23 protein-coding genes and 1 tRNA gene are annotated in these 25,289 nt (G+C 51.0%); 10 read left to right on the top strand and 14 right to left on the bottom strand.

Annotated features, from left to right (window positions below; all coding sequences use genetic code 11):
- The 3 genes from R3I13_RS09685 to R3I13_RS09675 form a co-directional block, all read right to left on the bottom strand.
- Nucleotides 1-717 (bottom strand): TPM domain-containing protein (locus tag R3I13_RS09685; protein WP_346317730.1); only part of this gene is annotated, 717 nt, incomplete at its 3' end.
- A 29-nt stretch (nt 718-746) separates the two neighbouring features.
- Nucleotides 747-1,202 (bottom strand): TPM domain-containing protein, encoded by a 456-nt coding sequence (locus R3I13_RS09680; protein ID WP_346317729.1) that lies wholly within the window; start codon nt 1,200-1,202, stop codon nt 747-749.
- A gap of 69 nt (nt 1,203-1,271) precedes the next feature.
- The gene (locus tag R3I13_RS09675) at nt 1,272-1,850 is read right to left on the bottom strand and encodes a LemA family protein (protein WP_346317728.1); all 579 of its coding nucleotides are present in this window, start codon (nt 1,848-1,850) and stop codon (nt 1,272-1,274) included.
- A 334-nt stretch (nt 1,851-2,184) separates the two neighbouring features.
- Here R3I13_RS09675 and R3I13_RS09670 point away from each other — a divergent pair, with 334 nt between their 5' ends.
- Together R3I13_RS09670 and R3I13_RS09665 are read left to right on the top strand one after the other, a co-directional pair.
- Entirely contained in the window at nt 2,185-2,649 is a 465-nt protein-coding gene (locus tag R3I13_RS09670) for a response regulator (protein ID WP_346317727.1), read from the top strand.
- Nucleotides 2,650-2,780: 131 nt separating this feature from the next.
- Nucleotides 2,781-4,154, top strand: a complete 1,374-nt coding sequence (locus R3I13_RS09665) for a dipeptidase (protein WP_346317726.1) — start codon at nt 2,781-2,783, stop codon at nt 4,152-4,154.
- Between the two features lie 82 nt (nt 4,155-4,236).
- Here R3I13_RS09665 and R3I13_RS09660 read toward each other — a convergent pair whose 3' ends face one another.
- Complete coding sequence (locus R3I13_RS09660; RefSeq protein ID WP_346317725.1) at nt 4,237-5,430, bottom strand: phosphoglycerate kinase; 1,194 nt, start codon at nt 5,428-5,430, stop codon at nt 4,237-4,239.
- A 93-nt stretch (nt 5,431-5,523) separates the two neighbouring features.
- Nucleotides 5,524-6,540 (bottom strand): type I glyceraldehyde-3-phosphate dehydrogenase, encoded by a 1,017-nt coding sequence (gene gap / locus R3I13_RS09655; protein WP_346317724.1) that lies wholly within the window; start codon nt 6,538-6,540, stop codon nt 5,524-5,526.
- A gap of 278 nt (nt 6,541-6,818) precedes the next feature.
- On the opposite strand from gap, the gene R3I13_RS09650 reads away from it, so the two are divergent.
- The 4 genes from R3I13_RS09650 (at nt 6,819) to R3I13_RS09635 (ending at nt 8,460) form a co-directional block, all read left to right on the top strand.
- Nucleotides 6,819-6,890, top strand: a tRNA-Glu gene (locus R3I13_RS09650).
- 281 nt (nt 6,891-7,171) lie between these two features.
- Nucleotides 7,172-7,489 (top strand): metalloregulator ArsR/SmtB family transcription factor, encoded by a 318-nt coding sequence (locus tag R3I13_RS09645; RefSeq protein ID WP_346317723.1) that lies wholly within the window; start codon nt 7,172-7,174, stop codon nt 7,487-7,489.
- Nucleotides 7,489-7,980, top strand: coding sequence for an SRPBCC domain-containing protein (locus R3I13_RS09640; RefSeq protein WP_346317722.1), 492 nt, complete (start codon nt 7,489-7,491; stop codon nt 7,978-7,980). The genes R3I13_RS09645 and R3I13_RS09640 overlap by 1 nt, the downstream gene beginning before the upstream one ends.
- 45 nt (nt 7,981-8,025) lie before the next feature.
- Entirely contained in the window at nt 8,026-8,460 is a 435-nt protein-coding gene (locus tag R3I13_RS09635; RefSeq protein WP_346317721.1) for a VOC family protein, read from the top strand.
- A gap of 146 nt (nt 8,461-8,606) precedes the next feature.
- Here the strand turns inward: R3I13_RS09635 and R3I13_RS09630 are convergent, their stop codons facing one another.
- On the bottom strand, nt 8,607-8,966 hold the full coding sequence (locus R3I13_RS09630) for a DUF1801 domain-containing protein (protein ID WP_346317720.1): 360 nt from the start codon (nt 8,964-8,966) through the stop codon (nt 8,607-8,609).
- A 119-nt stretch (nt 8,967-9,085) separates the two neighbouring features.
- Nucleotides 9,086-9,661: a Crp/Fnr family transcriptional regulator gene (locus R3I13_RS09625; RefSeq protein ID WP_346317719.1), complete on the bottom strand. Its 576-nt coding sequence runs from the start codon at nt 9,659-9,661 to the stop codon at nt 9,086-9,088.
- A 210-nt stretch (nt 9,662-9,871) separates the two neighbouring features.
- On the opposite strand from R3I13_RS09625, the gene R3I13_RS09620 reads away from it, so the two are divergent.
- The 4 genes from R3I13_RS09620 (at nt 9,872) to R3I13_RS09605 (ending at nt 13,662) form a co-directional block, all read left to right on the top strand.
- Nucleotides 9,872-11,785, top strand: a complete 1,914-nt coding sequence (locus R3I13_RS09620; protein WP_346317718.1) for a sensor histidine kinase — start codon at nt 9,872-9,874, stop codon at nt 11,783-11,785.
- Nucleotides 11,775-12,416 carry a response regulator transcription factor gene (locus R3I13_RS09615; protein WP_346317717.1) on the top strand — a complete coding sequence of 214 codons (642 nt, stop codon included), beginning with the start codon at nt 11,775-11,777 and terminating at the stop codon, nt 12,414-12,416. The genes R3I13_RS09620 and R3I13_RS09615 overlap by 11 nt, the downstream gene beginning before the upstream one ends.
- A 174-nt stretch (nt 12,417-12,590) precedes the next feature.
- A complete protein-coding gene (locus tag R3I13_RS09610) occupies nt 12,591-13,016 on the top strand; it encodes a hypothetical protein (RefSeq protein ID WP_346317716.1) in 426 nt (141 codons plus the stop codon).
- A gap of 31 nt (nt 13,017-13,047) precedes the next feature.
- Entirely contained in the window at nt 13,048-13,662 is a 615-nt protein-coding gene (locus R3I13_RS09605; protein WP_346317715.1) for an SIMPL domain-containing protein, read from the top strand.
- A 94-nt stretch (nt 13,663-13,756) separates the two neighbouring features.
- On the opposite strand, the gene R3I13_RS09600 is transcribed toward R3I13_RS09605, so the two are convergent.
- The 7 genes from R3I13_RS09600 to R3I13_RS09570 all read right to left on the bottom strand — a co-directional run bounded on the left by R3I13_RS09600 (nt 13,757) and on the right by R3I13_RS09570 (nt 24,915).
- Nucleotides 13,757-14,167, bottom strand: a complete 411-nt coding sequence (locus R3I13_RS09600) for a DUF3592 domain-containing protein (RefSeq protein ID WP_346317714.1) — start codon at nt 14,165-14,167, stop codon at nt 13,757-13,759.
- A gap of 43 nt (nt 14,168-14,210) precedes the next feature.
- A complete protein-coding gene (locus R3I13_RS09595) occupies nt 14,211-14,618 on the bottom strand; it encodes a DUF3592 domain-containing protein (protein WP_346317713.1) in 408 nt (135 codons plus the stop codon).
- 125 nt (nt 14,619-14,743) lie between these two features.
- The gene (locus R3I13_RS09590; RefSeq protein ID WP_346317712.1) at nt 14,744-15,151 is read right to left on the bottom strand and encodes a hypothetical protein; all 408 of its coding nucleotides are present in this window, start codon (nt 15,149-15,151) and stop codon (nt 14,744-14,746) included.
- An 18-nt stretch (nt 15,152-15,169) separates the two neighbouring features.
- Entirely contained in the window at nt 15,170-17,020 is a 1,851-nt protein-coding gene (locus R3I13_RS09585) for a RagB/SusD family nutrient uptake outer membrane protein (RefSeq protein ID WP_346317711.1), read from the bottom strand.
- 19 nt (nt 17,021-17,039) lie between these two features.
- Nucleotides 17,040-20,129, bottom strand: coding sequence for a TonB-dependent receptor (locus R3I13_RS09580; RefSeq protein WP_346317710.1), 3,090 nt, complete (start codon nt 20,127-20,129; stop codon nt 17,040-17,042).
- Nucleotides 20,130-20,162: 33 nt separating this feature from the next.
- Nucleotides 20,163-21,959 carry a RagB/SusD family nutrient uptake outer membrane protein gene (locus R3I13_RS09575; RefSeq protein ID WP_346317709.1) on the bottom strand — a complete coding sequence of 599 codons (1,797 nt, stop codon included), beginning with the start codon at nt 21,957-21,959 and terminating at the stop codon, nt 20,163-20,165.
- A 25-nt stretch (nt 21,960-21,984) separates the two neighbouring features.
- Nucleotides 21,985-24,915 (bottom strand): TonB-dependent receptor, encoded by a 2,931-nt coding sequence (locus R3I13_RS09570; RefSeq protein ID WP_346317708.1) that lies wholly within the window; start codon nt 24,913-24,915, stop codon nt 21,985-21,987.
- Nucleotides 24,916-25,289 lie beyond the last annotated feature (374 nt).

The following is a 25,289-nucleotide window of genomic DNA, read 5'->3' as shown; positions in this document are numbered from 1 at the left end:
GCCGCCGCCGCCGGACCAGCCACCGCCGCCCCCACCGAGGGCGCTGCCGATCATTCCGCCAAGGATGCCGCCGAATACGCTGTCGCCCCTGCGGCTGATCACCCTGCCGCCGCCTCTGCCGCCGCCACCGCCGCGGCCTACGAAGAACAGGATAATGAGTATCAGGATGATGATCCCGAAAATGCTGCCGCCGCCGGGTTTGCCGCCTTTGGTGCTGCGCGGCACGCCTTTGTATTCGCCTGCCGCGGCCGATATGATATTATCTGTAGCCTGCTCCAGCCCCTGGTAATAGTGGCCGTCGCGGAAATTAGGCTTTAATACTTCATTGATAATGCCGAAGGCAACAGCATCGGGCACTGCGCCCTCCATGCCGTAGCCTGTTTCTATCCTTACCCTGCGGTCGTCTATCGCCGCCAGTATCAGCACGCCGTTGTTCTTCTGCCCGCCGATACCCCATTCGCGGAGAATCTTCAGGCCGTATTCGGCAATGTCGTAACCGCCGAGGGTTTTCACCAGCACGATCGCGATCTGCGTGGAAGTACTGTCGTCATAAGCCACCAGCTTCCTTTCCAGTTCGTCAACTTCGGAACGGAGCAATACGCCTGCGTAATCGTTCACGAGGCGCGGCGGATCAGGTTTTTGCGGGATCTGTTGTGCAATAGCGCTCCATCCTGTCAGTATCAGACCCCATAATAGTAACCAGCGGGTAAACTTCATTGTTTATTGCTTATGAATCATTGCGTTGATCATTTCCCGAACACGATATCGTCCGGCAGTTCGTTCTGGTCGCCGGATTCGTAGGGGAAATAATGATACAGGGATTCGCCGATCTCTTTCACGCATACTTCTATGCCTTCAATGATCTTGTGAGAGGAAAAATGTGTTTTGAGCAGCAGGGCTTCTTTCTGCCAGAAGTCGTTCCCCACTTTCTCGTGAATGCCCTGGTCGCCAAGGATGGCAAACTGGTGGTCGCGCAGGGCGATATACAGCAGCACGCCGTTCCGTTGTTTGGTCTTATCCATACCCAGGGCCACAAAGGCTTCCCGGGCGCGGTCCATCGGGTCTACGTATTCGCAGCGGCTCTCCACGAACAGCCGGATCTCGCCGGAGGTGAGCCGTTCCGCCTGGCGGATGGCGTGTACCAGCCGTTCTTTTTCCGGTTCGGAGAAAAGCTCTTTTTTATTGAAAGAAAATAATTTCATTTCAAAGGGGTATTGTATAACATATAGAACACGGCGGGCAAAACCAGCCGTGCTCTATGCGTTAACGGATCAGAACTGGACTTTAGGCGCTTTTTCGCTGCCTTCGGCCGCTTTAAAGTAGCCTTTGGCTTTAAATCCGCCGAGGCCCGCAATGAGATTGTTCGGGAACGTGCGCACGCTGCTGTTGAATTCATTTACGGCGCCGTTGAAATCATTCCTGGAAACCGCGATCCTGTTCTCCGTGCCTTCCAGCTGAGCCATGAGCGTCTGGAACTGTTCGGTAGTGCGCAGCTCAGGATATTTTTCAACGGAAACGAGCAGCCTGCTGAGCGCCCCGCTTAATTCACCCTGCGCCTGCTGGAACTGCTGGATCTTCTCAGGCGTCAGATCATTTGCGTTGACCTGAACGGAAGTAGCCTTGGAACGGGCTTCTATCACCTTGGTGAGCGTTTCCTGCTCGAAAGCGGCAGAACCTTTTACGGTGCTTACCAGGTTATCAACCAGGTCGGCCCTGCGCTGATATTGCGTTTCAACATTACCCCACGCCTTTTGCACCACTTCATCCTTCTTCACCAATCCATTGTACTTGCTGCAACCGAAAAAGCCCAGGAGTACCAGGACAATGATTACAATGATTCCAGTTTTCATATTCTATCTTTTTTTAATAATGTTGGGTTATGGGTACCACCAAACCTACAAGAAATAACGGAAAGCGCAAAACAAGGTTCAAACCATAACGGTTACCCGTCAACTTCCAGCGGTTACGAATTACATGTTGCCGGTCAGCAGAAAGTTGAAATCCGAATGTTAAAAAATATCTATGTTTGGTGCAGATTTCCCGTGGATGGACGTGAATTTTGACATTACGGACAGAAGTTTAGAGAATGCCATGCCTGTGTTCCGGTTTTTACACTTGCGTAACAGTTCCGTTGTTTCTAACTCATTTATTTTTATTAACTTACATTAAGTCTACTTCGTTATAATGAGTGCACAACACATTCACATCCTCTATATCGATGATGAAATACATAACCTGAATGCATTTAAAGCATCGTTCAGGAGGATATATACGGTTCAGACGGCTGAATCTGCGGATGATGCTTATAAATTGCTGGAAGATCATGATTTTCACATCATTATATCGGACCAGCGTATGCCCAAAATGACGGGGATCGAATTTTTTGAGAGTATTCTCAACAAATACCCGGAACCGATACGAGTTTTGCTCACCGGCTATGCGGATATCAATGCCGTGATAGACGCCATCAACAAAGGACAGGTTTACAAATATTTCTCCAAGCCCTGGAACGACGAGGAGCTTCGCCATAATATAGAAAAGGCGTATGAAGTGTACGCGCTCCGCAAGGAAAACAGGGAACTGACCGAAAAGCTGCTGGACGTGAATGAAAAGCTGGAGTTCCTGCTGCGGCAGAAACTGATCTCGTAAAATCGTTCTCCCTATATCTCATACCGGATTGGAAGCGCTTCAACGCGCTTCCTTTTTTTTATTTGCATGGTAAGGCCGGTAGTGCAATTTCCTTTAAATTGCGTCCATTGTGAACGTTTAATAGCTCAATCATGCAAGTTTGGAAAGATTACCAGGCCCAGCACAAAGACCGTTTTTTGAACGAGCTGCTGGAACTGTTGCGAATCCCCTCTGTTAGCGCGGATTCCCGGCATAATGAAGACACGAAGCGCTGCGCGGAAGCCGTAAAACAAAGACTCACCGAAGCCGGTGCGGAAAAAGTGGAAGTATGCCCTACCGCCGGCCATCCTATCGTATATGGCGAAAAGATCATCGATCCTTCCCTCCCTACCGTACTCGTTTACGGCCACTACGACGTGCAGCCGCCGGACCCGCTGGACCTCTGGACCAGCCCCCCGTTTGAGCCGGTGATCAAAGACGGCAAGATCTTCGCCCGTGGCGCCTGCGACGACAAAGGCCAGTTCTTCATGCATGTGAAGGCTTTTGAGACCATGATCAAAACCAACACGCTGCCCTGCAACGTGAAATTCATGATCGAAGGGGAAGAAGAAGTGGGTTCCAACAACCTCGGTATTTTCCTGAATGAAAATAAAGAGCGCCTGAAAGCAGATGTGGTGCTCATTTCAGACACTTCCATGATCAGCCTGGACACGCCTTCCATCGATACCGGCCTGCGCGGCCTGGCGTACATGGAAGTGGAAGTGACCGGCCCGAACCGCGACCTGCACTCCGGCGTTTATGGCGGCGCGGTGGCCAACCCGGCTACTATCCTCGCCAAAATGATCGCTTCCATGCATGATGAAAACAATCACATCACCATACCCGGCTTTTATGACGGTGTGCTGGAACTGAGCGCAGCGGAGCGCGAGGGCCTGAACAAGGCTCCTTTCGACGAAGCTGAATACAAAAAAGACCTGGGCGTGGACGAACTTTGGGGCGAAAAAGGCTACACCACCATCGAGCGCACCGGCATCCGGCCAACGCTGGAAGTGAACGGCATCTGGGGCGGTTACACCGGCGAAGGCGCCAAAACCGTGCTGCCCAGCAAGGCTTTCGCGAAAATATCCATGCGCCTGGTGCCCAACCAGGACTGGGAGAAGATCTCCGACCTGTTCAAAGCGCATTTCGAAAAAATAGCGCCGAAATCCGTGAAGGTGAAGGTAACCGCGCACCATGGCGGGGCTCCTTATGTAACGCCTACGGATCACCTGGCGTTCAAGGCCGCCAACCGGGCCTTTGCAGCTACTTTCGGGAAAGAGCCGATACCCATGCGCGGCGGCGGTTCCATTCCCATCGTCGCATTATTCGAAAAGGTGCTGGGGCTGAAAACGGTGCTGATGGGCTTCGGGCTGGACAGCGACAACCTGCATTCACCCAACGAAAAGTACGACCTGGCCAACTTCTACAAAGGCATCGAAACCATCCCGTACTTCCACCAATATTTTGCGGAAGGAAGCAAAAAATAATACCTGCCGCAGCAAGTACAGTATTAACGAAAAAGGCGCCACGAGCAATCGCGGCGCCTTTTTATGTTACGGAACGTAATTATTATTTGATCGCTGCGATGCCGGGCAATTCTTTTCCTTCGAAGTACTCCAGCATGGCGCCACCGCCGGTGGATACGTAGCTCACTTTATCCGCCAGGCCGAATTGGTTTACCGCGGCCACGGAATCGCCGCCGCCTACCAGGGAGAAAGCCCCGTTGGCAGTAGCTTTCACGATGGCGTCTGCAATGGCTTTGGTGCCGGCCTGGAAAGCGGGCATTTCAAACACGCCCATAGGCCCGTTCCAGAGAATGGTCCTGGAAGCGGCGATCACTTCGCTGAACTTCGCGATGGATTTCGGCCCGATGTCGAGGCCCATCCAGCCGGAGGGGATGTTGTCGTTGGAAACCTGCTGTGTGTTGGCATCTGCGGCAAATTTGTCCGCCGCTACCGAATCTTCGGGGATGAGCAATTGCACGCCGAGGGATTTTGCTTTGGCCAGCAATTCCAGCGCCAGGTCCAGCTTATCGTTCTCCACGAGGGAGTTGCCGATCTCTTTGCCCTGGGCTTTCAGGAAAGTATAAGCCATGCCGCCGCCGATGATGAGGTTGTTGGCTTTAGCCAGCAGGTTCTCAATGATGAGGATCTTGTCGCTCACTTTGGCGCCGCCGAGGATGGCAGTGAAAGGTTTTTCCGCGCTGTGCAGCACTTTTTCGGCACTGGTGGTTTCAGCTTCCATCAGGAGGCCGAACATTTTTTTGTCCGCCGCAAAAAATTCCGCGATCACGGCTGTGGAGGCGTGGGCGCGGTGAGCGGTGCCGAAGGCGTCGTTCACGTATACGTCGCCGAGTTTGGAGAGCTGTTCGGCAAAAGCCTTATCCCCTTTTTCTTCCTGTTTATGGAAGCGGAGGTTCTCCAGCAGCAGCACTTCGCCGGGTTGCAGGTTGGCGGCGGCTTTTTCGGCCACTTCGCCGATGGAGTCTTCCGCGAACTTCACGGTGGCGCCGCCCAGCAGCTTCACGAGGCGGTTTACCAGGTGTTTGAGGGAATATTTATCGGTGGGGCCGTCTTTCGGGCGGCCGAGGTGGCTCATGAGGATCACGGAACCGCCGTCTGCCAGTATCTTTTTGATAGTGGGCACCGCGGCCTGCATGCGGGTATCGTCGGTGATCTCCAGCTGCTCGTTCAGGGGAACGTTAAAGTCAACGCGGATAAGGGCTTTCTGGCCTTTGAAATTATGATCGGAGAACTTGCTCATGATGTGGAGGTTTTAGGAAGGTAAGAAAAAAACCCTCCGGGTAGGCTGCGGAACAGCTTATCGCGGAGGGTTGGTAATATCTGTAAGACCCGCTTATTTGCTGATCAGTCCTGCAAAATGTTTAACGGTACGTACCAGCTGTGATACGTAGCTCATTTCATTGTCGTACCAGGAAACGGTTTTCACCAGCTGGAGGTCGCCCTGGGTCATTACCTTGGTCTGGGTAGCGTCGAACAGGGAGCCGAAGTTGATGCCGATGATGTCTGAGCTTACGATTTCGTCTTCGGTGTAGCCGAAAGACTCATTGGCAGCGGCTTTCATGGTAGCGTTGATCTCTTCGGCGGTCACTTTTTTGCTGAGCACGGTGGTCAGTTCGGTGAGGGAGCCGGTGATGGTGGGAACGCGTTGTGCGTTACCGTCCAGTTTGCCTTTCAGCTCGGGCAGTACCAGGCCGATGGCTTTGGCAGCGCCGGTGCTGTTGGGAACGATGTTGGCTGCGGCAGCGCGTGCGCGGCGCAGGTCACCTTTCGGATGGGGGGCATCGAGGGTGTTCTGGTCGTTCGTGTAAGCGTGGATGGTGGTCATGAGACCGGTCACGATGCCGAATTTATCGTTCAGCACTTTCGCCATGGGGGCGAGGCAGTTGGTGGTGCAGGAAGCGCAGGAGATAACGGTTTCGCTGCCATCCAGGATATCGTGGTTTACGTTGAAAACGATGGTTTTGAGGTCGCCTGTCGCGGGAGCGGAGATCACAACGCGTTTGGCGCCTGCGGTGATGTGGGCTTCAGCTTTTGCTTTATCGGTGAAAAAGCCGGTGCATTCCAGCACAACGTCCACTCCGTGGTCTTTCCAGGGAATCTGGGAGGGATCTTTCTGCGCGTATATCTTCACTTCATCACCGTTTACAGTGATAGAATTGTCGCTATGCTTCACTTCCTGTCCAAATCTACCTTGTGCGGAATCGTATTTCAGCAGGTGCGCTAAAACCGCGGGGCTTGTCAGGTCATTGATCGCCACCACATCGATGCCGGGCATATTGTAAATTTGACGGTACGCCAAACGGCCGATCCGGCCGAAACCATTAATACCAATTTTGAGAGAAGTTCCCATTTTACACTGTAGTTTGTAGATGAAAAATTGAAAAGCAAAATTACGAGCTTGGCGGGGATTAATCAACAGGTATTTAGGTTAAGTAAATTTATTTTGGAAATATCGAAATGGATTATACCTTTGCAATCCCAAATGAGGGNCACTGTAGTTTGTAGATGAAAAATTGAAAAGCAAAATTACGAGCTTGGCGGGGATTAATCAACAGGTATTTAGGTTAAGTAAATTTATTTTGGAAATATCGAAATGGATTATACCTTTGCAATCCCAAATGAGGGAATGCCGCGTTGGTCAATCGGCTAAGACGCCTCCCTTTCACGGAGGAATGACGGGTTCGACTCCCGTACGCGGTACAAAAGGGAAAAGGGTTGTTCTGAGAAGAGCAACCCTTTTTAATTTAAAGCATTCTTTTTTTAATCAGTGCAACTAACACGTCTGCTTCCAAATTAATCACCAGGTTCCTCATTAATATCAAGCAACCCCAGTTTTTCTTAGCACTCCTTCAAAAACAATTTTATCACCCGTTAAAGCAGCGACCTCGCCGTAAGACAGGCCATACCGCAAAAAATATTTGCGCAACTCAAAAGTTGCATATATATTTGCAACCTGAGGGTTGCTCAATTAATGCTCAACAATGAAACAAGATATATTCCAGGCCATAGCAGATCCAACGCGCAGGGCTATTTTAACTTTAGTCGCTATCCAGGCATTAACACCAAATGCTATGGCCGAAAAATTTGATATGACCCGGCAGGCGGTATCAAAACATATTAAAGTATTGTATGAATGCGATCTGATTAAGCCCGAACAAAAGGGCAGAGAAATATATTACCACTTCAACGCCAAAAAAATGCGGGAATTTGACCATTGGCTAGCTCAATTCAGGCATAACTGGGAAAAGCAATTTAACCAGCTTGACAATCTATTATCAACAATTAAAAAACAGAAATAATGAACAACGATTTGCTATTTGATTTTAGCGTTGATAAGGCAGCGAAAATGGTATTTATCACAAGGGAATTTAATGCCGATCAAGCGTTGGTATGGGATGCTTTTACCAAAGCAGAATTACTGGACCAATGGAGCGCGCCTGCGCCCATGCGTGCCAAAACCAAGTATATGAATTTTGAAGTCGGCGGGCGGCGTTTTTACGCGATGATAAGCCCTGATGGACAGGAACGTTGGTCGGTACAGGAATTTACATCCATCACCCCGAAGACCAATTTTAAGATGTACAGCGCGTTTGCAGATAAAGACGAAAATCGTGAACTGCCGGGTTCTGAATGGGATTATAATTTCAGCGAGCAAAACGGCATCACCAAAGTACACATTACCATTTTTAACGAGTCGTTCGAACGGATGGAAAAATTATTAGAGGGCTTTAAGATCGGGTTCACCATGACACTAAAAAACCTGGAAGACCTGTTGGCCAATTTATCATAGAAATAATAAAAGAAAATCTTTCAATCACATCTAAAAATAAAAATCATGAGAACAATTAACCCGTGGATCAACTTTAACGGAAATGCCGAAGAAGCATTCACTTTTTACAAATCAGTTTTTGGCGGCGAGTTCACAAAGATCGTCCGTTTTAAAGACCTGGCAAGCGATGAATTCCAGGTACCTGAGCGTGAAGCAGATAAGCTAATGCATATTGCTTTGCCTATTGGCAAAAACAATGTACTGATTGCCAACGATGTGCCCGAATTTATGGGGCGTGTAAACGAAAATGAAAACAGGTCTAAAATTGTAGTGGCTGCCGAAAGCCGCGAAGAAGCAGACAAAATATTTAACGGGCTATCGGCTGGCGGAGATGTAGAAGGAGCAATTGGCGACAGTCCCTGGGATACTTACGCCGGGATGTTTAGAGACAAATATGGCATTGAATGGATCGTGGAATTTGATCCCAATTATAAAGGGTAAATTCAAAACCCGGTTTGACGCCCCCTCTCTCCACAAGATGTGACGAACCGATTACAAGTGTTTGAACACCCCTCGTTCACGGTACTGCTAAAAACGAAAGACTATTCAACGCGAGCGGTCTTTCGTTTTTAGCAATCTAAACTTAGTTAATCTGATTTATCCATGAATTTGATCCATTGTTTAATGACAGTCTGAAGATCTTTGCGTTTAGCTTCCACTTCAGCCATACTTTTGAATTTGGCATAAGCTTTACCTTTGGGCGCCGGCTCCAGCACTGTGCCTGGGGTCAGCCCTTCTGCCTGGTGGAAGACCAGCGTTATCGTATCTTTCACGCGCGGGCTGAAAGTGGCAATGTCTCCCTTGTAATAAAAGCTGGGACCGCCCCACTTCACATCTTCTGTAATTCCGGGATGTATTTTCATAATCGTATCCCGCAGTACTGCCAGCTCCTTTTTTAACGGATGATCCAGCTTTGCCAGGAAATCATCTACTTTTTTTGAACTCATATTTTTTCTTTTATAGTATTCGCAATGGCCGGATATTGCAGACCCAGACCGGCTTCGACAATGCTAAATTCGCAAAGCCGGGCCGGAAAAAAATTTACAAATGTTGAGAAACAGAAAAATTATTTACCGCTGATGATGCGGCTCAACTGGGTAGGTGTTATTCCCAGGTAGGAGGCAATATGGTACTTTTTCAGACGCGGCAGTATTTGGCCGTGCGACAGCAGGAATTGCCGGTAACGCTCGGCCGCCGTGTCTGACCGGAAAGCAATTTCCAGCGGTTCTTTTTCAACTACCCAGTGCTTTTCCAGGTAATTAATGTAAAACAGGGCAATATCCTGGTGGGTATCCACCAGTTTTCTAAACGCACTGAAATCATATTCCAGCACAGTAGTATCCTCAATAGCTGTGATGGCGAACTTGCTCGGGGTACCGGTCATGGTTGCGGAAACCGATGCTGCCAGGCGGTTTTCAGGAAAAAAGTATTTAATGATCATTTCGCCTTCCGGCGGCAGATAGGACTGGTAGGCCAATCCGCGGCAGATAAAAGCAAACTTGCGCGGCACCTGGCCCTCCATCACCAGCAGCTCGCCTTTGCGGTACGTCTTTTCTTTTAGTAATTCCCCCCAAGCCTGCTCCGACGCTGCCGAAAGCGGGTGGTACATGCTGACCTGCCGGAAAAACTGCGCTTTGCTCATCGTGGCTTGATTTTAAGGACTAAAATAAAAAATTATTCCCTTTCATATAAGCAGCCAGCAACTCACATAGTGTGGGACATGCCTGTATGATCATGAAAACCAAAAAACCTTTATCTTTCAACAAAAAAAAATGATCTACTGCCACGATTGCTTTCTTTGCCTGGCGGGCACTGCGGCGAAAGTGCTGGATCAAAAGAAACTTACCGGCAAATGGAAAGACTGAAAATGGTATTGCGAGAAATGAATAAAAAGGCGCTGCTTTTTTGCATGCTGATGGCCTCTCTTTCCTGCTTTGCCCAAAGCCAGGACAGCTTTACGGGATATGGAGACATTCCCATAAAAACGCCTGACTCTTTATTGCAGAAACTGGAACTTGCCGGCGGCTTCAAAGAAAAGATGCTGGCGGCACAACCCCTGCTGACGTTCCATACCGACCATGGCACCACGGATTCTGTTATTTTTTACGCACAGCAGCTGATCAGCGACCTGGGCAAAAGTACGTTTGCGTCCCGCGACAGGCTTACATATCAGGCTACTTTATCTCATACCCTGGCAAAGGCTTATCAAGACAAAGGACTGCATGAAGAAGCATTGCGTTTTTACCTGGAAGGCGCCAGGATAGCGGAATCACTGGGCAACAACGCAGCGGTCAACGACAACAGGCTGGGCATCGCCAATGTATATTTCGCGCGTAATGAGCAGAAAAAAGCTATTGCGGCATACAACGAACTGCTGGCAACATCCGGCGACGAGCAGCTGAAACATATCGTATATAAGCAACTGAGCGCGATCTACCTGGACAGGAAAGAACTGGGGCCTGCGCAACAGTACGCTGAAAAGGCGCTGGCGTTTTTCCGGGAGTCGCGCCAGGTGAAGAACGAGTTGCAGACGAAACTAACCCTGGGGATCATTGCTGAACTTAATCAACATACTGAAGAAGCCTTTTCCATTTACAACGAAGTGAAGAACAGCGCGCAGCAGCAGCAGTTCTTCGATATCTATATCAGCGCAGGCCAGCGATTGGGCGACCTGCTGATCGCAAAGAAAGATTACGAGAATGCAAAAGGGCTGCTCTCCATGGTTTATACGAACACTATCCAATGGAATGACCTGAAAGCGCAGCTGAAAGTACTGAACAGCCTGCGCAACCTGTATGCCGTAACCGGCGATTACAAAAATGCCTATGCGCTTATGACGCAGTACATGGGCGTTTCCCGCGAAGTGCTGGACATGCAGAACAAAAAAGAGATCAACGAGCTTGAAATAAAATACCAGACCGCACAGAAAGAAAAGGAGATACTGAACAAGGAAAATGAGCTGAACCACCAGGAAACGGTCAAATACAGCCTGCTGATCGGGTTCCTCGCCATCCTGCTGCCCGTGATCGGGCTGCTGTATATGTATTATCAAAAATTGCAGGCTCAAAGCCGGCTGAATGCCACCATGGAAGAAATGAACCAGCAAAAGATCACAGCGCTGCTAAAAGATAAAGAGCTGGCCCTGCTGAAAGCTTCCGTAAGCGGACAGGAACAGGAACGGAAGCGGATCGCGACAGAATTGCACGACAGCATCGGCGGCAACCTGGCCGCCATCAAGCTCCAGCTTTCGAACCCAGCCAGTGCAAACGGATTAAAAGAGCTGATACAGCAGGTGGATGACACTTACCACCAGGTGCGCGACCTTTCGCACGATCTTATCCCGCAAAAATTCAGCAACACCGGATTTACGGAGCTGATCGCCGGCTATCTCAGGCAATTTGATGTTCCCGGGAGCGCCAGGATTTCGTTCCAGGCTTATCCCCCCGAAGAAATAGACCTGATCGGCACTACGCTGAAAGTCGAAATCTATAAAATAATGCAGGAACTGATCACCAATGCACAAAAACACAGCCAGGCAACGAAAGTCGAGATCCAGCTGACGCAGATCGATGGAATGCTGAAGTTGCTGTTTGAAGACAACGGCAAAGGCTTTTCCACCGCCACAACACGCCAGGGCATTGGGTTTCAGAACATACAGGAGCGGTTAAAGTTATTCGGTGGTACACTTTCCATTGATTCATTCCCTTCGAAAGGCACGGTAATTGACATTGAAATACCCTTAAAACCAGCATCGTATGAAGCATAATATTATCCTGGCAGACGATCACAAGCTGTTCCTGGAAGGACTCATGAGGTTAATTGAAAAAGAGGCGGACCTCCATGTGCTGTATTACGCCCATAACGGGAAGCTGGTCATGAATTACCTGGATCAGCACCCGGAAGAGCAGGTGGACCTGGTGATCACGGACATCAGCATGCCGGATGTGGACGGCATCACGCTGAATAATCACATCAAGGAAAAAAGGCCGGAAATAAGCACGCTGGTGGTAAGCATGCATACGGACAGTAATATGATCGACGCGCTGGTGCAGCATAATGTGGACGGCTTTTTATCGAAGAACGCGGATTCCGGTGAATTGATGGAAGCGGTCAAAACGATCCTCAAAGGCGGAAAATACTTTTCAGAAGCCGTAAAGCAAGGTTATCTCAACAGCGTTTTCAACAAGGAAAAAGAAACCCTCGAAATGCTCACCTCCCGCGAAAAGGACGTACTGAAGCTGATCGCGGAAGAATACACTACACAGGAAATTGCCGACAAGCTCTTTTTGAGCAAACACACCATTGAAAGTTACCGCAAAACCCTTATCCTGAAACTGAAAGTGCGCAACCTGGCCGGTCTCACCAGGTATGCCGTCAAACTGGGCCTCCTTAGCTAACCCCCTGAAAACAGGGTATTGATTTTCACTGGATACGATGTAGTTGCCCCCATCGTACCGGGCTACCTTTGTTGCACAACAAAAGGGAACGATCGTATTACGCAATACAGTTCAGCGTTCCCGCCTGTTTCAACATCGTAAAAAATCAATCTTTTACCAAAAAAATCAAACATTATGATCTACGGAATTACCCTGATCCTGCTGAGCATCATCGCTGTGCCTTCCCTCATCTTATCTAAAAAACCCAATGCAAAAGAGCTCCTGGAAAAAGTGGAACCTTACCAGGGATGGATCGGGATCATTTTCTGTTTCTGGGGGATATGGGGCATCGTATCCGCCGTATTGAACATGGGCTGGATCGCATCGGCGCCCATCTGGTGGGCAACGCTGGCGGCCGGCAGCCTGGTGGAAGCCTGCCTGGGATTCCTGCTCGGCTTCCCGCTCATCAATAAACTGTTCCTCTCCGAAAGCGTAAAGGCCCGGGAAAAAGCCGTGCGGATCAGGGAGAAAGTAGCACCGAAGCAAGGCGCGCTCGGCATACTGGGTCTCATTGTAGGCGCATGGATGATCATAGCCTCCTTCCTGTATGCAGTTGCTTAAAACACATCATTTCACCTCAACAATAAACCCAATGAAAAAGATATTACTGGCCGCCGTTGTATCGCTGGCGGCGCTGAACAGCTTTGCCCAGGCAAAAGACGCGACGATCGAAGTACGGGGCGTTGCCAAAATAGAGCGGGAGATCGAATCGTTCCAGGTTGATTTTGCCATATCCGAAGACTACGGTGAAATAGAAGGCAGGAAATCTTTCGAAGACCTGAAAAATGCTTTTTTTGCTAAAGCCAAGGCCGCCGGTTTAGAGGAAAGCCGGTTCAAAGAAGATAAAATGGCCTTCCAGGCCCTGCATTTATACAGGGAAGGCAGCTTATATACGCTGGAAGCCCGCTCTGAAGAAGAACTGCTGAAAGCGGCCAAACTGGCCAACAACGGGGCCGGCGTTATCAGCATCACGGCTACCCGTTCAAAGTTCAAGCCGCTGAAAGATGAACGGAAATATGTTGAAGCGGCGTTCCGCGACGGTAAGGAGAAGGCGGCGGGCATTGCGAAGGCTATCGATAAAAAACTGGGAGCGGTTCTCTCGGTCATAGATTACACCCCGCTTGATGAAAGCGCTGAAGATAATTTCTATTACAAACGGGTGGTGGATCAACATTACTACCTGTCGATAAAATTTGCATTGGAGTAGCAGACTACCCGGCCATCATTCATTTTAACTCCCAGACTCATAAAAATAGGGCTGTTTCCTTCCGGGAGACGGCCCTTGCTGGTTTTGTTGCACCCTAACCACCAAAGTACCCGCGCAACAGGAAATACCCGCACCCGATAACCAGCAGATCCACAGCCACGGCTAACACACACAACGGGAACCAAAAAATGTCCCAGTAGTCCAGGAACCTTGCTGTATCTGGTTTTCCGGGTTCGTAAATAAATACGGCCTCCTGCCCTACCTGCCATCTTGGGGACGAAGAAGACGTGCCATGCCGGTAGGTGATCGTTTCATTTTGGCTTGTATTGATCTCGAAAACAGGAGAATAATATGTCCCGTCATCATCTTTCCGCTCAGCAACCCTGGAAACGGTGCCTACAGACCGTTCGGCATTTTTTACAAATTTCAGCCTGCCTTTCAGATCAAGCAGGGCGAAGGCTAACAGCAATACGCCTACGATTATAAAAATGAGATAAATGAGCATCTGTATAACATTGAATAAAATATAAAATATCACCCGGAACAGGTCATGCTTTCTGTGGCATTTGTATCACCGGGCGGATCATATAGTAACCGGCCCCGAGAATGATCAGCGGGATGGCGATCCCCATAAAAAGTATCGCCCAGTTGAAAAGCCAGAAATAACTCATCATGGCAACAGAACGGGGATCCCCCGGATCGTACAGGAACATCGCTTCTTCCCCGATATCCCAGCTGGACGGGTTAGTCGCCGATGCATGATGGTAAATGACCTGGGCGTTATCTTTTGTTTTTACTGTAAAAACCGGTGAGTAGGCCCCGTCGATTTCATGCAGGGATGTAACCGTGCCAATGGCCCGCTCGCTCCTGTTGATGAAATCAACGGACTGTTTCAGTTTATATAATGAGATGGCAAATAATATGACGCCGGTTAACAAAAATAATCTGTATTTCATATGATGATAAAGTCGATGAATGTTCCCGTGCTATAAAAATACGTTTTTTGGCGGTTACATAATTGAGCAAAAAATAAAGGGCCATCTCCCCCCGGAGACGGCCCTTCCTGTGCTTATTCAGGTTTCTATGGCGTCACTTTAATTGTAAAACTGCGGACCGTATGATGGTCTTTCATATCCGCCGCATCGATCCTGATCACGGTTTCAGCACCGATATTATTGAGCAGGTATTTCACATGATACACGGTGGGCGTGAGCTGGAAGTCCGTATATGTTTCCACGAGTTCTTCGCTTTTTCCTTTCTCTGTTTTATACATTTTTATCTCCTTTAGCTTCGACGGCGCGCTCACCCTGCATTTCACGTTCCATTCGGCAACGCCCGCAGCCAGCGTGGTGGCGGTAAAATCAGCATTCTCCACGTTGTCTTTTTCATAATACAGCACTTCAGGCACAAACCTGTCCATGAAGTCATCCTTCTTGCAACTGCTGAATGCAGCCAGGCTCATCGTCAGTAAAACCAGTATTTTTTTCATGTCAGTTCTTTTTAAATGTTACCAGCCCGGGTTTTGCTGCATATTGGGATTATTGTTCACTTCAGACTGCGGGAGCGGCAGCAGGTTGTGCTTTGACTGGAATACCCTTCTCTCCCACACTTTTATCGAATACACGAACGAACCATCCGGTTTTTTCAGGACGTCGTGTTCGTATACCACTTTCTGCGTTTGCTCGCCGATCAGCCAGCGGCGGACGTCGAAGAAGCGGTGCTCCTCGAATGCCAGTTCGATCCTGCGTTCGTTGCGGATGAATTTGCGCATGTGCTTCTGGTTTGCAGTATTCCAGCCATTCTTCGTGAAAGTGGCGGCAACGCCGGGCATGTCTGCACGCGCCCTGATGAGGTCCAGCGCCTGTATCACCTCCGTGCGTGCGGCCCCGTCGGGCAGGAATTCGTTCATCGCTTCTGCGTAGCCCAGCAGGAATTCTACGTAGCGGTAAAGCGGGAAGTTGTGGTTGGTTTGGCCGGTCACACCGTTGTTCAGCGAAACGTTCTTCGGGTCCATGAACTTGCGGAGGAAAAGGCCGGTATGGCCGTACCCGTTCAGGAACTCCTGGCCCATGGAGCCGTCTTCGGCCCTCCAGGTATTAAAAGTTGTGCCGCCAAACATTGCGCCATTGTACCAGAGAGAATGATAGAACCGGGAATCCCTGTTTTCATACGGTTGCTGCGGATTGAAGCCGGAAGCAGGGTTTACAACGAACTCGCCGTTGCTCATCAACGGCACCCCGTAGTCGTCTGTCTGGTATACCGGGTAACCGTCTTTGGTCTCGAAACAGGCGGCGTAATTATATGTGGGTAAAGTATAAGACGCATCTCCCGCCTTTTGCATCGCGCCGGGGAGCTGCCATTTATCCAGTTCGTTGGTCAGGCCTTTTTTTCCGTAGCCCAGGATCATTTCCGTATTCACGCGGGTGATGAACACATCGTACCAGCCGATCGCTTTCAAAGAACCGGGATAGGTCACCTTATTGCCGAAGAAGTTGTTAGCGCCGGTTTTTACAACAAGGCTATATACCGGTGCGCCGTTCTCGTCCACGTGGTCCATCACCGCTTTAGCCGCATCGGCTGCTTCTTTCCAGCGGTTGGCGTCGTAACCGCCCCATGACCATGGACTGGCCGGGCCGGATGTGGCGCTGTTGAACAAAGGACTTGCGAGGTGCAGCAGCAGGCGGGCCTTGATGGATTTGGCCACCCCGCTGGTTACCCGCATATAATCCACGCCGGTTTGCCGGGCAGGGAGATGCTTTGCCGCGGTATCACAATCCGCCAGGATGAACTCTTTGATCTCTTCCAGGCTGGCGCGGGGCGATTTCAGTACTTCGTCGTCGCGCTCCGGCACAGTGGTGATAATGGGCACACTGCCGTACCAGCGGACCAGTTCTGTATAATACAAAGCTCTCAGGCAAAAGGCTTCATACTTCAGGCGGTCCCTGATCTCTTCCGTTGCCATGTATTGTTCCGGATCCACCGGCACATTGTCTATCTTGCTCAGGAAAAGATTACAGGCGCGGATGGCCGCGTAATAGTTGGCCCAGCGCTTGAATTTGTCCGGCAGGCTGGTAGGATTGTAGGCACCTACGTGCACGGTATTCACCCAGCCCCACCAGGGACGGGATTCGCCGTCGTCCGTAGCAGCGTCGAGGTATACGTTATCGTCCCAGCCGTAGGGGATGCGGCGGTAAATATCCGTGAGGAATTCCTTGGTGTATTTCGCGCTGGAAAATACCCTTTCCTCGTTCAGATCGCCTGACTCCGCCTTGTCCAGCAATCCCGCCCCATCTTTTACGCAGGCCGCAAGCGTTGCGGAGATGGCAAATATGAACAGTATGTATTTTAATTGCTTCATGGTGATGGTCTTTTAAAACTTACAGGGTCACTTTTATACCCAAATTCCAGGTTCGCAGCTGGGGATAGGAATTGCCGGTTTCACTGGCAGATTCAGGGTCCCAGTTCAGCATTTTGTCCCAGGTGATGAGGTTCGTTCCGTTCACGAATATCCTCGCGCTCTGGATCTTCACCCTGGACAATAAAGCTTTGGACATATTGTAGCCAACCTCCAGGTTCTTCAGGCGGATGTAATTCCGGGAATACAGCCAGTAGCTGGATTTGCGGTGGTTGTTGGTATTCTCTGAAGGATGCAGCCTCGGGTAAGTGGCATTTTCCCAGGAAGAAGGATCATCAGGATTGTAACGGCCCAGGTGATGCTCCATCACTTTGCCCAGCTGGCTGAATTCCCATACCGCATCCTGCTGGAAGTACATGTCTGCACCGCCGGCGCCCTGGAATAGTACGTTGATGTCGAAACTCCTGTAGCTGCCGCCAACCGTGATGCCATAGATGTATTCGGGTACGCGGCCTTTGCCGATCGCTCCCACGTCGTAGCTGTCTATCATGCCATCGCCGTTGAGGTCTTTGTAACGGATATCGCCTGGGTATACCACGCCGAAAGATGGGAGGGGCACGTCTTTGCGGAGTACGGGGAAACCGCCTTCCAGCAACAGGTTGCCGCTGCCGTCTTTTTCAAAATCATTATTGGAATAAAGACCTTCCGCGGTAAGACCGAAGTGCTGCCCGATACGTTTGCCTTCTATCTTTTGCCAGTCGTAGCGTTTACCTTCTTCATCTATCTTTTCGATGACGTTGCGTGCGTAAGTGAAGTTTCCTTTGATGAAATATTTCACGTCGCCGATCCTGTCATTATATCCCAGCTCAAAATCGATCCCTTTATTGAGCACCTGCCCGATATTCTCAGGCGGCAGGCCCTGCCCGTCTGACCGTGCAGTACCCTGCGGGTTGTTCATGCCAAAAAGCAGGGGCACTGAATAAGGAATGGCAAGAATGTCGCGGCGTTTTTCCTGGAACACGTCCACGGTGGCGTTGATCTTGTTATTCCACATCCTCGCGTCAAAGCCGATGTTGGATTTCTTTGCCCTTTCCCAGGATACCAGCAGGTTGCCCGGCTGGCCTTCAATGATCCCGCGTTCGGCAAACGGGTTTTCACCCCACACATACCGCCAGCCGTCTTCATCTCTTGCATAGAGGTAGCGCTGCTCGTAGAGATAGCTGAAGTCGCCGATCTTATCGTTGCCGATCTCGCCGTAAGAACCTCTTATTTTCAGGTAATTCACAAACCGGATATTGTCTTTCCAGAAATGTTCTTCAGAGGGAACCCATCCTGCGGACATAGCCGGGAAGAACCCATACCGCCTGCTGGCTTCAAATTGCATGGAACCATTGTAACCGGCATTTACTTCGAACAGGTATTTATTCCTGTATGCATAGGTGGCGCGGCCCACCCAGCCCAGGTAGCCGGTCGGGATCTTCGCTTCGTCGAAATACTGGCTTTGCTGGTAGAGCACCATGGCGGTCACGGCATGGTCGCCGTCGCCAAAGGTGCGGTTGTAATTTAACGCCGCTTCGAAAGACTGCCTGCGCCTGCCGGGGCCTCTGCCGGTGGAGATGGATATTTCGGTAGGACTTTTATTCAGGCTGTAATTGCCAAAGCGGTTGTATTCGTACAGCTCCGGCTTCTCCACGATGTCGCGGCGGGATTCGTAGCTGCTGTTGAAACCGATCAGCGTCCTGATAGACAGGCCCGGCAATATCTTGCCAAGGTCCTGGTTGGCTTTGAAAGCGCCTTCCAGCACGTTGGTATTACGTTCCCTGTTCCCGAACTGGGATAATAATGCATAAGGAGAAAGCCTGCTTTCGTCGGAACGGCCGCCTATCGTACCGTCTGGGTTGATGTAAGACTGCCAGTTGGGCGGAAGCCTTCTCAGCTTGTCGTACAGGTCGTCCCCGAAGTTGGGTTGTTTCCTTACTTCAAATCTCCCGGTGAGGTCTACGCCCACTTTCAGCGAGGGGTTCACAGTGAAGTCCAGGTTGGAGCGGAAGCTGTACCGTTCGAAGTTGGAGTTGGTTTCATATTTCGCGTTCGGGAATTCCCTGTAGAGGCCTTCCTGGTGGAGGTGGTTGGCGGAGATAAAGTAAGCCAGCACATCGTTGCCGCCTCTTACGTTGATGTTGGACATCTGCTGCCAGGATGCATCGCGCACAAAATCGTTGTAATAATCATTATCCGGGTGGGTGTAAGGAGAATTCTTCAGGCGGTAGTGCTCCAGGTCGCTGGCGGTATATTCCACCGGCTTGCCTTCATTTTTCAATGCTTCGTTGGTGAGCATGGCAAAGTCGTACGAGCCAAGGTACTTAGGCTTGCGGATAGACTGCTGCACCGCGGCCTGCGTGGAAATGCTCAGCACCGGCCTCCCTTTCACACCGCGTTTGGTGGTAATGAGAATAACGCCGTTCGCGCCGCGTACGCCGTAAGCGGCGGTAGCGGAGGCGTCTTTCAGCACGGAGAATGTTTCGATATCCACGGGGTCTATCTGCCGCCATTCCCTTTCAATACCATCCACGAGCACCAGCGGGGCTGTGGAGTTGGTGGTGGCCATACCGCGCACGAATATTTCGGCATTGTCCGATCCGGGTTTGCCTGCGCCCATGATCGTCACCACGCCGGAAACCCTGCCCGCGATGGCATTGGTAAGGTTAGGCGTGGAAGACTGCTGCAGCTCTTCTGCTTTTACCTGCGAAATAGCGCCCACCACGCTGGCTTTCTTTTGCGTGCCGTAGCCGACGATCACCGTTTCCCCGAGTTTTGTGGCGTCGGATGTGAGGGTGATACGCAGGATGGACTGATTTTTCACCGCCACTTCCTGCGGGTTATACCCGATAAATGATACGAGCAGCACGGCATTGGGGCCGGCTACATTCATTTTGAATTCCCCCTTCGGGTCTGTAATAGCGCGGCTGGCACCGCCTTTTTCTATCACGGTGGCGCCGATGAGCGCTTCTCCTTCGCTGTCCGTCACCTTGCCGGTGATGGCCCTTACCTGTGCATATAATTGCGGCAGGGATAAAAGGAGGGTTATAAGCACTAATAATATTTTTTTCATCCTGTGGGATTTAGATTGTAAGCGTTGAACGGTTTACCATTGCGGGTTCTGCTTCATTTTGGGGTTCCGGTTCACTTCCGTTTGCGGAATGGGGAAGAAGTAGTGTTTGGTTTCAAACACCTTGGTTTCCACCTGTACATCCGGGTCGTAAGTGAAGGTACCGTCGGGCTGTTTGGTGATCACGCAGCCGCGGATAAATTTCGGCAGTTGTGCAATGATCATCCAGCGGCGCACATCGAAGTACCGGTGGTCTTCAAAGGCCAGTTCCACGCGGCGTTCGTTCCGGATAAATTCCCGCAGGTTTTCCTGGTTCAGCGGAAGCCCTCTCCTGCTAAAGGTTGTCGCTACATCCGGCATTCCTACGCGGTCGCGCAGCAGGTCCAGCGCGGCTACCGCGGTGAGCGGGTTGCCGGCTCCGGGAGCGGTATAGGACGGGCCGCCGGCTTCATTGGCGGCTTCGGCCAGGTTGAGCAGCACTTCCGCATACCTGAAATAATGCCAGTTATGATACACTGTACCGGTCCCCTGGGCGGGGTTTGCGTTGGCATAGTCCATGAACTTGTTCAGGTAGTAGGAAGTTTCCGTTTTGGCGTTGCCCGTAGCATTTTCGCCGCCCGTATAGGTCTGGAAGGTGTAATTGGTCTTGTTGGCGAATTTTGCATACTTCGCACCGTTGTAGATAATGCTGGCATAGAAGCGCGGATCTCTTTTCAGGTATGGATCTTTTGCATGTGCGGGATTTGTCCAGCTGAAAACGGTGCCGTCTTCCATTTCGTAGGCGTCTACCAGGTCCTGCGAAGGACAGGTGCCGCCTTTGGCGTTTGTAAACCCGGCGGGGAAGTTATCATTTTCCGTATCGCGGTTGGGCCCTCTCAAACGGCCGAAGATAAATTCGCGGTTGGTGGTGCCTGCGCCCCATGCGTTGAAAAATTCCTTGTAATTGCGCTGACCGTTGGTAGTGGGCTTATACAGCGTGTACCAGTTGAGGTCCACCACATCCTGTGCAGCCTTGGCCGCCAGCGCCCAGCGGTTAGGATCAACATTGGTCATCGAGGTGAGCGAATCGGTGCCGGCCCTGTTGTACAGCGGGCTGGCGGCGTATAATAATACTTTCGCCTTCAGCGCCATGCAGCTGCCGCGGTCCGCTCGGCCTACTTCTGTGGGTTCCGTGTATGGGTCTGCAGGGAGCAGGGCAATGGCCTCGTCGCATTGCTGCACGATGAAGTTGACGACCGACTGCACGGAGTTGCGTGGCAGCAGCACGTCGTCGCTGGCTTCGAACGACCGGTCCACGATCGGGATGCCGCCCCATTTCTGGAAAAGGAACCAGTGATGAAGGGCTCGGAGGAAAAGGGCTTCCCCGCGCATTCTTTTCCGGAACCTTTCGCTGGTGGTGGTAGGCAGTTTGTGCAGGTTGGCGAGGGCGGTGTTGGCTTTCCTGTTGCCGTGATAGCCGCCCCATTTCAGCCAGGAGCCTATTTCACCGGCCCCGTCGCTGGCGCGCCAGTAGCGCATGCTGGAAGGGTTCCAGTTGCCAGCGCTCATGCGCTGCGCCGCGGAAGGAGATGTTTTATTGGTAGATACGTGCGTGGCTTCATCGCAAGCGGAGGCGAGCATGGCGTTGCCATCCAGCCAGTTGTAACTGGCGGAAACGTCTGCCGGCAGGTCTGTGTAAGCGTTGTTGATGAACAGTTCCGCGCGCGCGGAATCTGTAAACACATCGTCCGCAGATTTAAACTCGACCGGCACCACGTTCAGCGGTTTCATGCAACCGGCTATCACGCCTGCTGCAAGGGCCGCCATGAGATATTGACAAGTAGATCTTTTCATGATTTCAGGTTTCAGTTAAACAGGATCAAAAAGTAACACTGAGGCCGGCGTTGAGGATACGCTGGATGGGATACAGCACGTAGTGCGTAGACCTTGCTTCCAGGTCCATCAGGTCTGTGCTGGACCAGGTGAACAGGTTATAACCGCTCACGTACACCCTTACTTTTTCCATCCTGATCTTTTTACTGAGGTTTTCCGGCAGCGTATACCCCAGCTCCATCGACTTGAGCCTTACCATGGCAGCGTCTTTCAGCCAATAGGTAGACGTGCGCTGGTTGTTGGCTTTGTTGGAAAGCGATAAACGGGGATAGGTGGCATTGGCCCAGCTGGCCGGGTCATCGGGATTGTAGCGGCCCAGGTGATGCTCGCGAACGGTGCCGTTGTCGTGGAATTCATACATCGCTTCGCCGTTCAGGGTTTGTTTGGTGCCCGACTGGCCGGTGAACAGCACGTTCAGGTCAAAACCACTATAACGGAGGCCCAGCCCCGCGCCGTATTGAACGGTTGGGAAATTGCTGCGGCCGAGATACACCGCGTCATAGGCGTCTATCACATCATCGCCGTTCTGATCTTTATATTTGATATCGCCGGGCTTAACCACCCCGAAGGTCTGCCGGGGGCTTGCGTCAATTTCAGCCTGGTCCTGGAAAAGGCCCAGCGCTTCCAGGCCGAAGATGGCGTCCAGCGGCCGGCGGGTCTGGGTCTGGTATTCGTAGCGTTGTACCTCTTCTCCCCTGTTCAGCACTTTATTTTCCGCCCGTGTAACCGTGCCGTTCAGCGTCAGTTCCACTTTCCCGATCTTCTGGGTGTAAGCGAGCGAGGCGTCAAACCCTTTGTTCTCTATCACGCCAATGGGAAAGTCAGGGAAGCGGATGCCCATGATATTAGGCAGCGCGGGCTGTATCATGATGTCCCTGTTCTTTTCATAGAACCAGTCGAAGCTGAAGCTCAGCCTATTGTTCAGTACCGTCGCGTCGATGCCAACATTGGTCTTTTTTACTTTTTCCCAGGTTACATTGTTCAGCGCGAATGCGGATTCATTCCAGCCGGTGTAGCCGATGGAGGTATATCCGAAGTTCACACCGCCTGAGGTAGCGTATTTCTGGTACCAGAGGAAATACCCGCCGATATCGTCATTGCCCGTCAGGCCGTGGGATGCACGGAGTTTGAGGAAGTTCACCCATTTGCTGCCTTTCAGGAAATTCTCTTCGGAAGCCACCCATGCCACCGATGCAGCGGGAAAAAAGCCGAACTTATTCCCGGGAAGGAATTGCTCTGAGCCCTGGTAGCCGAAGTTGAATTCGGCGATATACCGCTTGTTGTATACATAGGTAACCTTACCGTTTGCGCCCAGGTATGCACGGGGAATGTTGCCGTTGTTTTCATTGGAAATAATGCGCTGCGCCATGGCAACGTAAGCTGATACCGCATGGCGGCCGAACTCACGGTCGTAGTTCAGGGATGCGTCGGCATTGAATATCCTTTGCGTGGAAGGGTATTCTACACCGGAAGACATTTGTGTGTTGGAACCGGTCTCCACGTATTTGATGCTGCCATCTGGCTTGTATTCCACGTCGCCGTTGGGCTGGCGCAGATCGTATACCTTAAAGCTTTTGCTCCGGTTGGTGATCATATCGTACCAGCTGTCGAAAGCCACATTGGCTTTGATGGCAAGGCCTTTGGTGATAAAGTCCAGGTCATGTTTCGCGCGGAAGGTGGCAAACATGCTGCGGACGTAATAGAGGGAATATCCCTGGTTGTTCAGCAGGCCGTAGGGATTGCCTGTAAAGTCCTTGGTGCCGCCGAGCGTACCGTCCGGCGTAAATACGGGAAAGGCGTTGGGCGGTGTTTTATAAAGAGAGCGGAATACGCGCAGCGATGCATCCGTCCGGGAGCCGGGGGTGGTGCTTTGTTCCTGCCGGCCGGCGATGTCCAGCGTCATGGAAAAACGTTTGTTCACCTGGATGTCTACATTCGAGCGCAGGGTGATCATGCTGAAATCTGCGTTCGTGTTGTAGGTGTTCGCGTTCTCATCTACTTTATACAGGCCGCTGTTGCGGGTATAGCCGGCGGATACAAAATACCTCGCCGCTTTGTTGCCCCCTTCGATGTTCAGGCTGTAACGTTGCTGCCAGGTAGATTTGTTGACGTACTCGTCGTACCAGTTGATATTCGGGTACAGGTAGCGGTCGAGGTCATTTTCATAAATGCCCCGGGATGCTTTTTCGTATTTGTCCAGTTCCTCATCGCTGTACTTCGCCGCGGAGCCGTCGTTGGTCAGCGCTTCGTTATACAGCGTCGCATATTGGTAGGAGTTAAGGAGCTTAGGCGTGGTAGTGGGCGATTTAACACCGGTGCGGGCGTTGAAGGTGATGCGGATGCGGCCTTCCTGCCCTCTTTTGGTGGTAACGAGAATAATGCCGTTCCCGCCGCGGAGGCCGTATTGTGCCGTAGCTGCGGCATCCTTTAAAACGGTGATGGATTCAATCTCGTTGGGATCCAGGAATTCCATATTCCTTTCGTAGCCATCTACCAATATCACCGGGCCATTGGTGCGGAAGGTCCTTTTGCCGCGCACCAGTACGCCGGCGGCTTCATCGCCCGGCTCCCCGTTGTTCTGCATGATAAAGACTCCGGGCAGCAGGCCCTGCATTTTGTTCAGGTTATTGATCACCGGGTTGTTTTCCACGGAAACGCCATACATGGTAGCGAATGACCCGCTGACGTCGTGCCGTGGTTGCCGGTTGTTAAGCACCTGGACATAATCTTTCCTGACCTCAACTTCAGGGATACTGTCTGCCCGCTGTGCCTGGTAAGGCCGCGGGGCGGCTGCGGCGTTTGTGCCGGACAGTGAGAGGCACAGGCAGCAGAACACTCCGGCGGCGCTCTTCAGGTATAGCTGGTACCTGTAGAGTTGCACGGAATGGCGTGGGATAATTGATCGTGTTCTTTTCATAGCGTAGATTTCTGAAAAAAAAGTAGCGGATCGGGTCAGGCATAAACAAGCCCGCTCTGCGCGGAGTGCACAAAGTTTTTTGTGGAACTGTATGGACATAACAAACCCTTCCCTTTACTGCAAAGGATTTACGGGCGGTTCACTGACCCTGTCTGTGGTTAAAAAAGCTAAGCGATTACGAAACTGGTTGTGCTGGTGGTTTCATTTTTTTTGTTTTAAACCTGCATAAAAACTGACGTGGAACTGGAAACTGGACCGGAAACTTATGAAGAAAAATGCGGGATTCTGCATAAATGCGCTAATATTTACGGAAACGTTTCCGTGAATTTGGATATCATTAGTTGTTTTTATTAACTAATAATCCTATTATTAGT

This window comes from Chitinophaga sp. YIM B06452, assembly GCF_039655965.1.
Lineage (GTDB): Bacteria > Bacteroidota > Bacteroidia > Chitinophagales > Chitinophagaceae > Chitinophaga.
This window is presented reverse-complemented; position numbering and strand designations above follow the sequence as displayed.

Bases quoted from the DNA above. Each gene is read 5' to 3' on its own strand.
- R3I13_RS09680 (WP_346317729.1), bottom strand. From the start codon at position 1,202: ATGAAATTATTTTCTTTCAATAAAAAAGAGCTTTTCTCCGAACCGGAA.
- R3I13_RS09675 (WP_346317728.1), bottom strand. From the start codon at position 1,850: ATGAAAACTGGAATCATTGTAATCATTGTCCTGGTACTCCTGGGCTTT.
- R3I13_RS09670 (WP_346317727.1), top strand. From the start codon at position 2,185: ATGAGTGCACAACACATTCACATCCTCTATATCGATGATGAAATACAT.
- R3I13_RS09665 (WP_346317726.1), top strand. From the start codon at position 2,781: ATGCAAGTTTGGAAAGATTACCAGGCCCAGCACAAAGACCGTTTTTTG.
- R3I13_RS09660 (WP_346317725.1), bottom strand. From the start codon at position 5,430: ATGAGCAAGTTCTCCGATCATAATTTCAAAGGCCAGAAAGCCCTTATC.
- gap (WP_346317724.1), bottom strand. From the start codon at position 6,540: ATGGGAACTTCTCTCAAAATTGGTATTAATGGTTTCGGCCGGATCGGC.
- R3I13_RS09645 (WP_346317723.1), top strand. From the start codon at position 7,172: ATGAAACAAGATATATTCCAGGCCATAGCAGATCCAACGCGCAGGGCT.
- R3I13_RS09640 (WP_346317722.1), top strand. From the start codon at position 7,489: ATGAACAACGATTTGCTATTTGATTTTAGCGTTGATAAGGCAGCGAAA.
- R3I13_RS09635 (WP_346317721.1), top strand. From the start codon at position 8,026: ATGAGAACAATTAACCCGTGGATCAACTTTAACGGAAATGCCGAAGAA.
- R3I13_RS09630 (WP_346317720.1), bottom strand. From the start codon at position 8,966: ATGAGTTCAAAAAAAGTAGATGATTTCCTGGCAAAGCTGGATCATCCG.
- R3I13_RS09625 (WP_346317719.1), bottom strand. From the start codon at position 9,661: ATGAGCAAAGCGCAGTTTTTCCGGCAGGTCAGCATGTACCACCCGCTT.
- R3I13_RS09620 (WP_346317718.1), top strand. From the start codon at position 9,872: ATGGAAAGACTGAAAATGGTATTGCGAGAAATGAATAAAAAGGCGCTG.
- R3I13_RS09615 (WP_346317717.1), top strand. From the start codon at position 11,775: ATGAAGCATAATATTATCCTGGCAGACGATCACAAGCTGTTCCTGGAA.
- R3I13_RS09610 (WP_346317716.1), top strand. From the start codon at position 12,591: ATGATCTACGGAATTACCCTGATCCTGCTGAGCATCATCGCTGTGCCT.
- R3I13_RS09605 (WP_346317715.1), top strand. From the start codon at position 13,048: ATGAAAAAGATATTACTGGCCGCCGTTGTATCGCTGGCGGCGCTGAAC.
- R3I13_RS09600 (WP_346317714.1), bottom strand. From the start codon at position 14,167: ATGCTCATTTATCTCATTTTTATAATCGTAGGCGTATTGCTGTTAGCC.
- R3I13_RS09595 (WP_346317713.1), bottom strand. From the start codon at position 14,618: ATGAAATACAGATTATTTTTGTTAACCGGCGTCATATTATTTGCCATC.
- R3I13_RS09590 (WP_346317712.1), bottom strand. From the start codon at position 15,151: ATGAAAAAAATACTGGTTTTACTGACGATGAGCCTGGCTGCATTCAGC.
- R3I13_RS09585 (WP_346317711.1), bottom strand. From the start codon at position 17,020: ATGAAGCAATTAAAATACATACTGTTCATATTTGCCATCTCCGCAACG.
- R3I13_RS09580 (WP_346317710.1), bottom strand. From the start codon at position 20,129: ATGAAAAAAATATTATTAGTGCTTATAACCCTCCTTTTATCCCTGCCG.
- R3I13_RS09575 (WP_346317709.1), bottom strand. From the start codon at position 21,959: ATGAAAAGATCTACTTGTCAATATCTCATGGCGGCCCTTGCAGCAGGC.
- R3I13_RS09570 (WP_346317708.1), bottom strand. From the start codon at position 24,915: ATGAAAAGAACACGATCAATTATCCCACGCCATTCCGTGCAACTCTAC.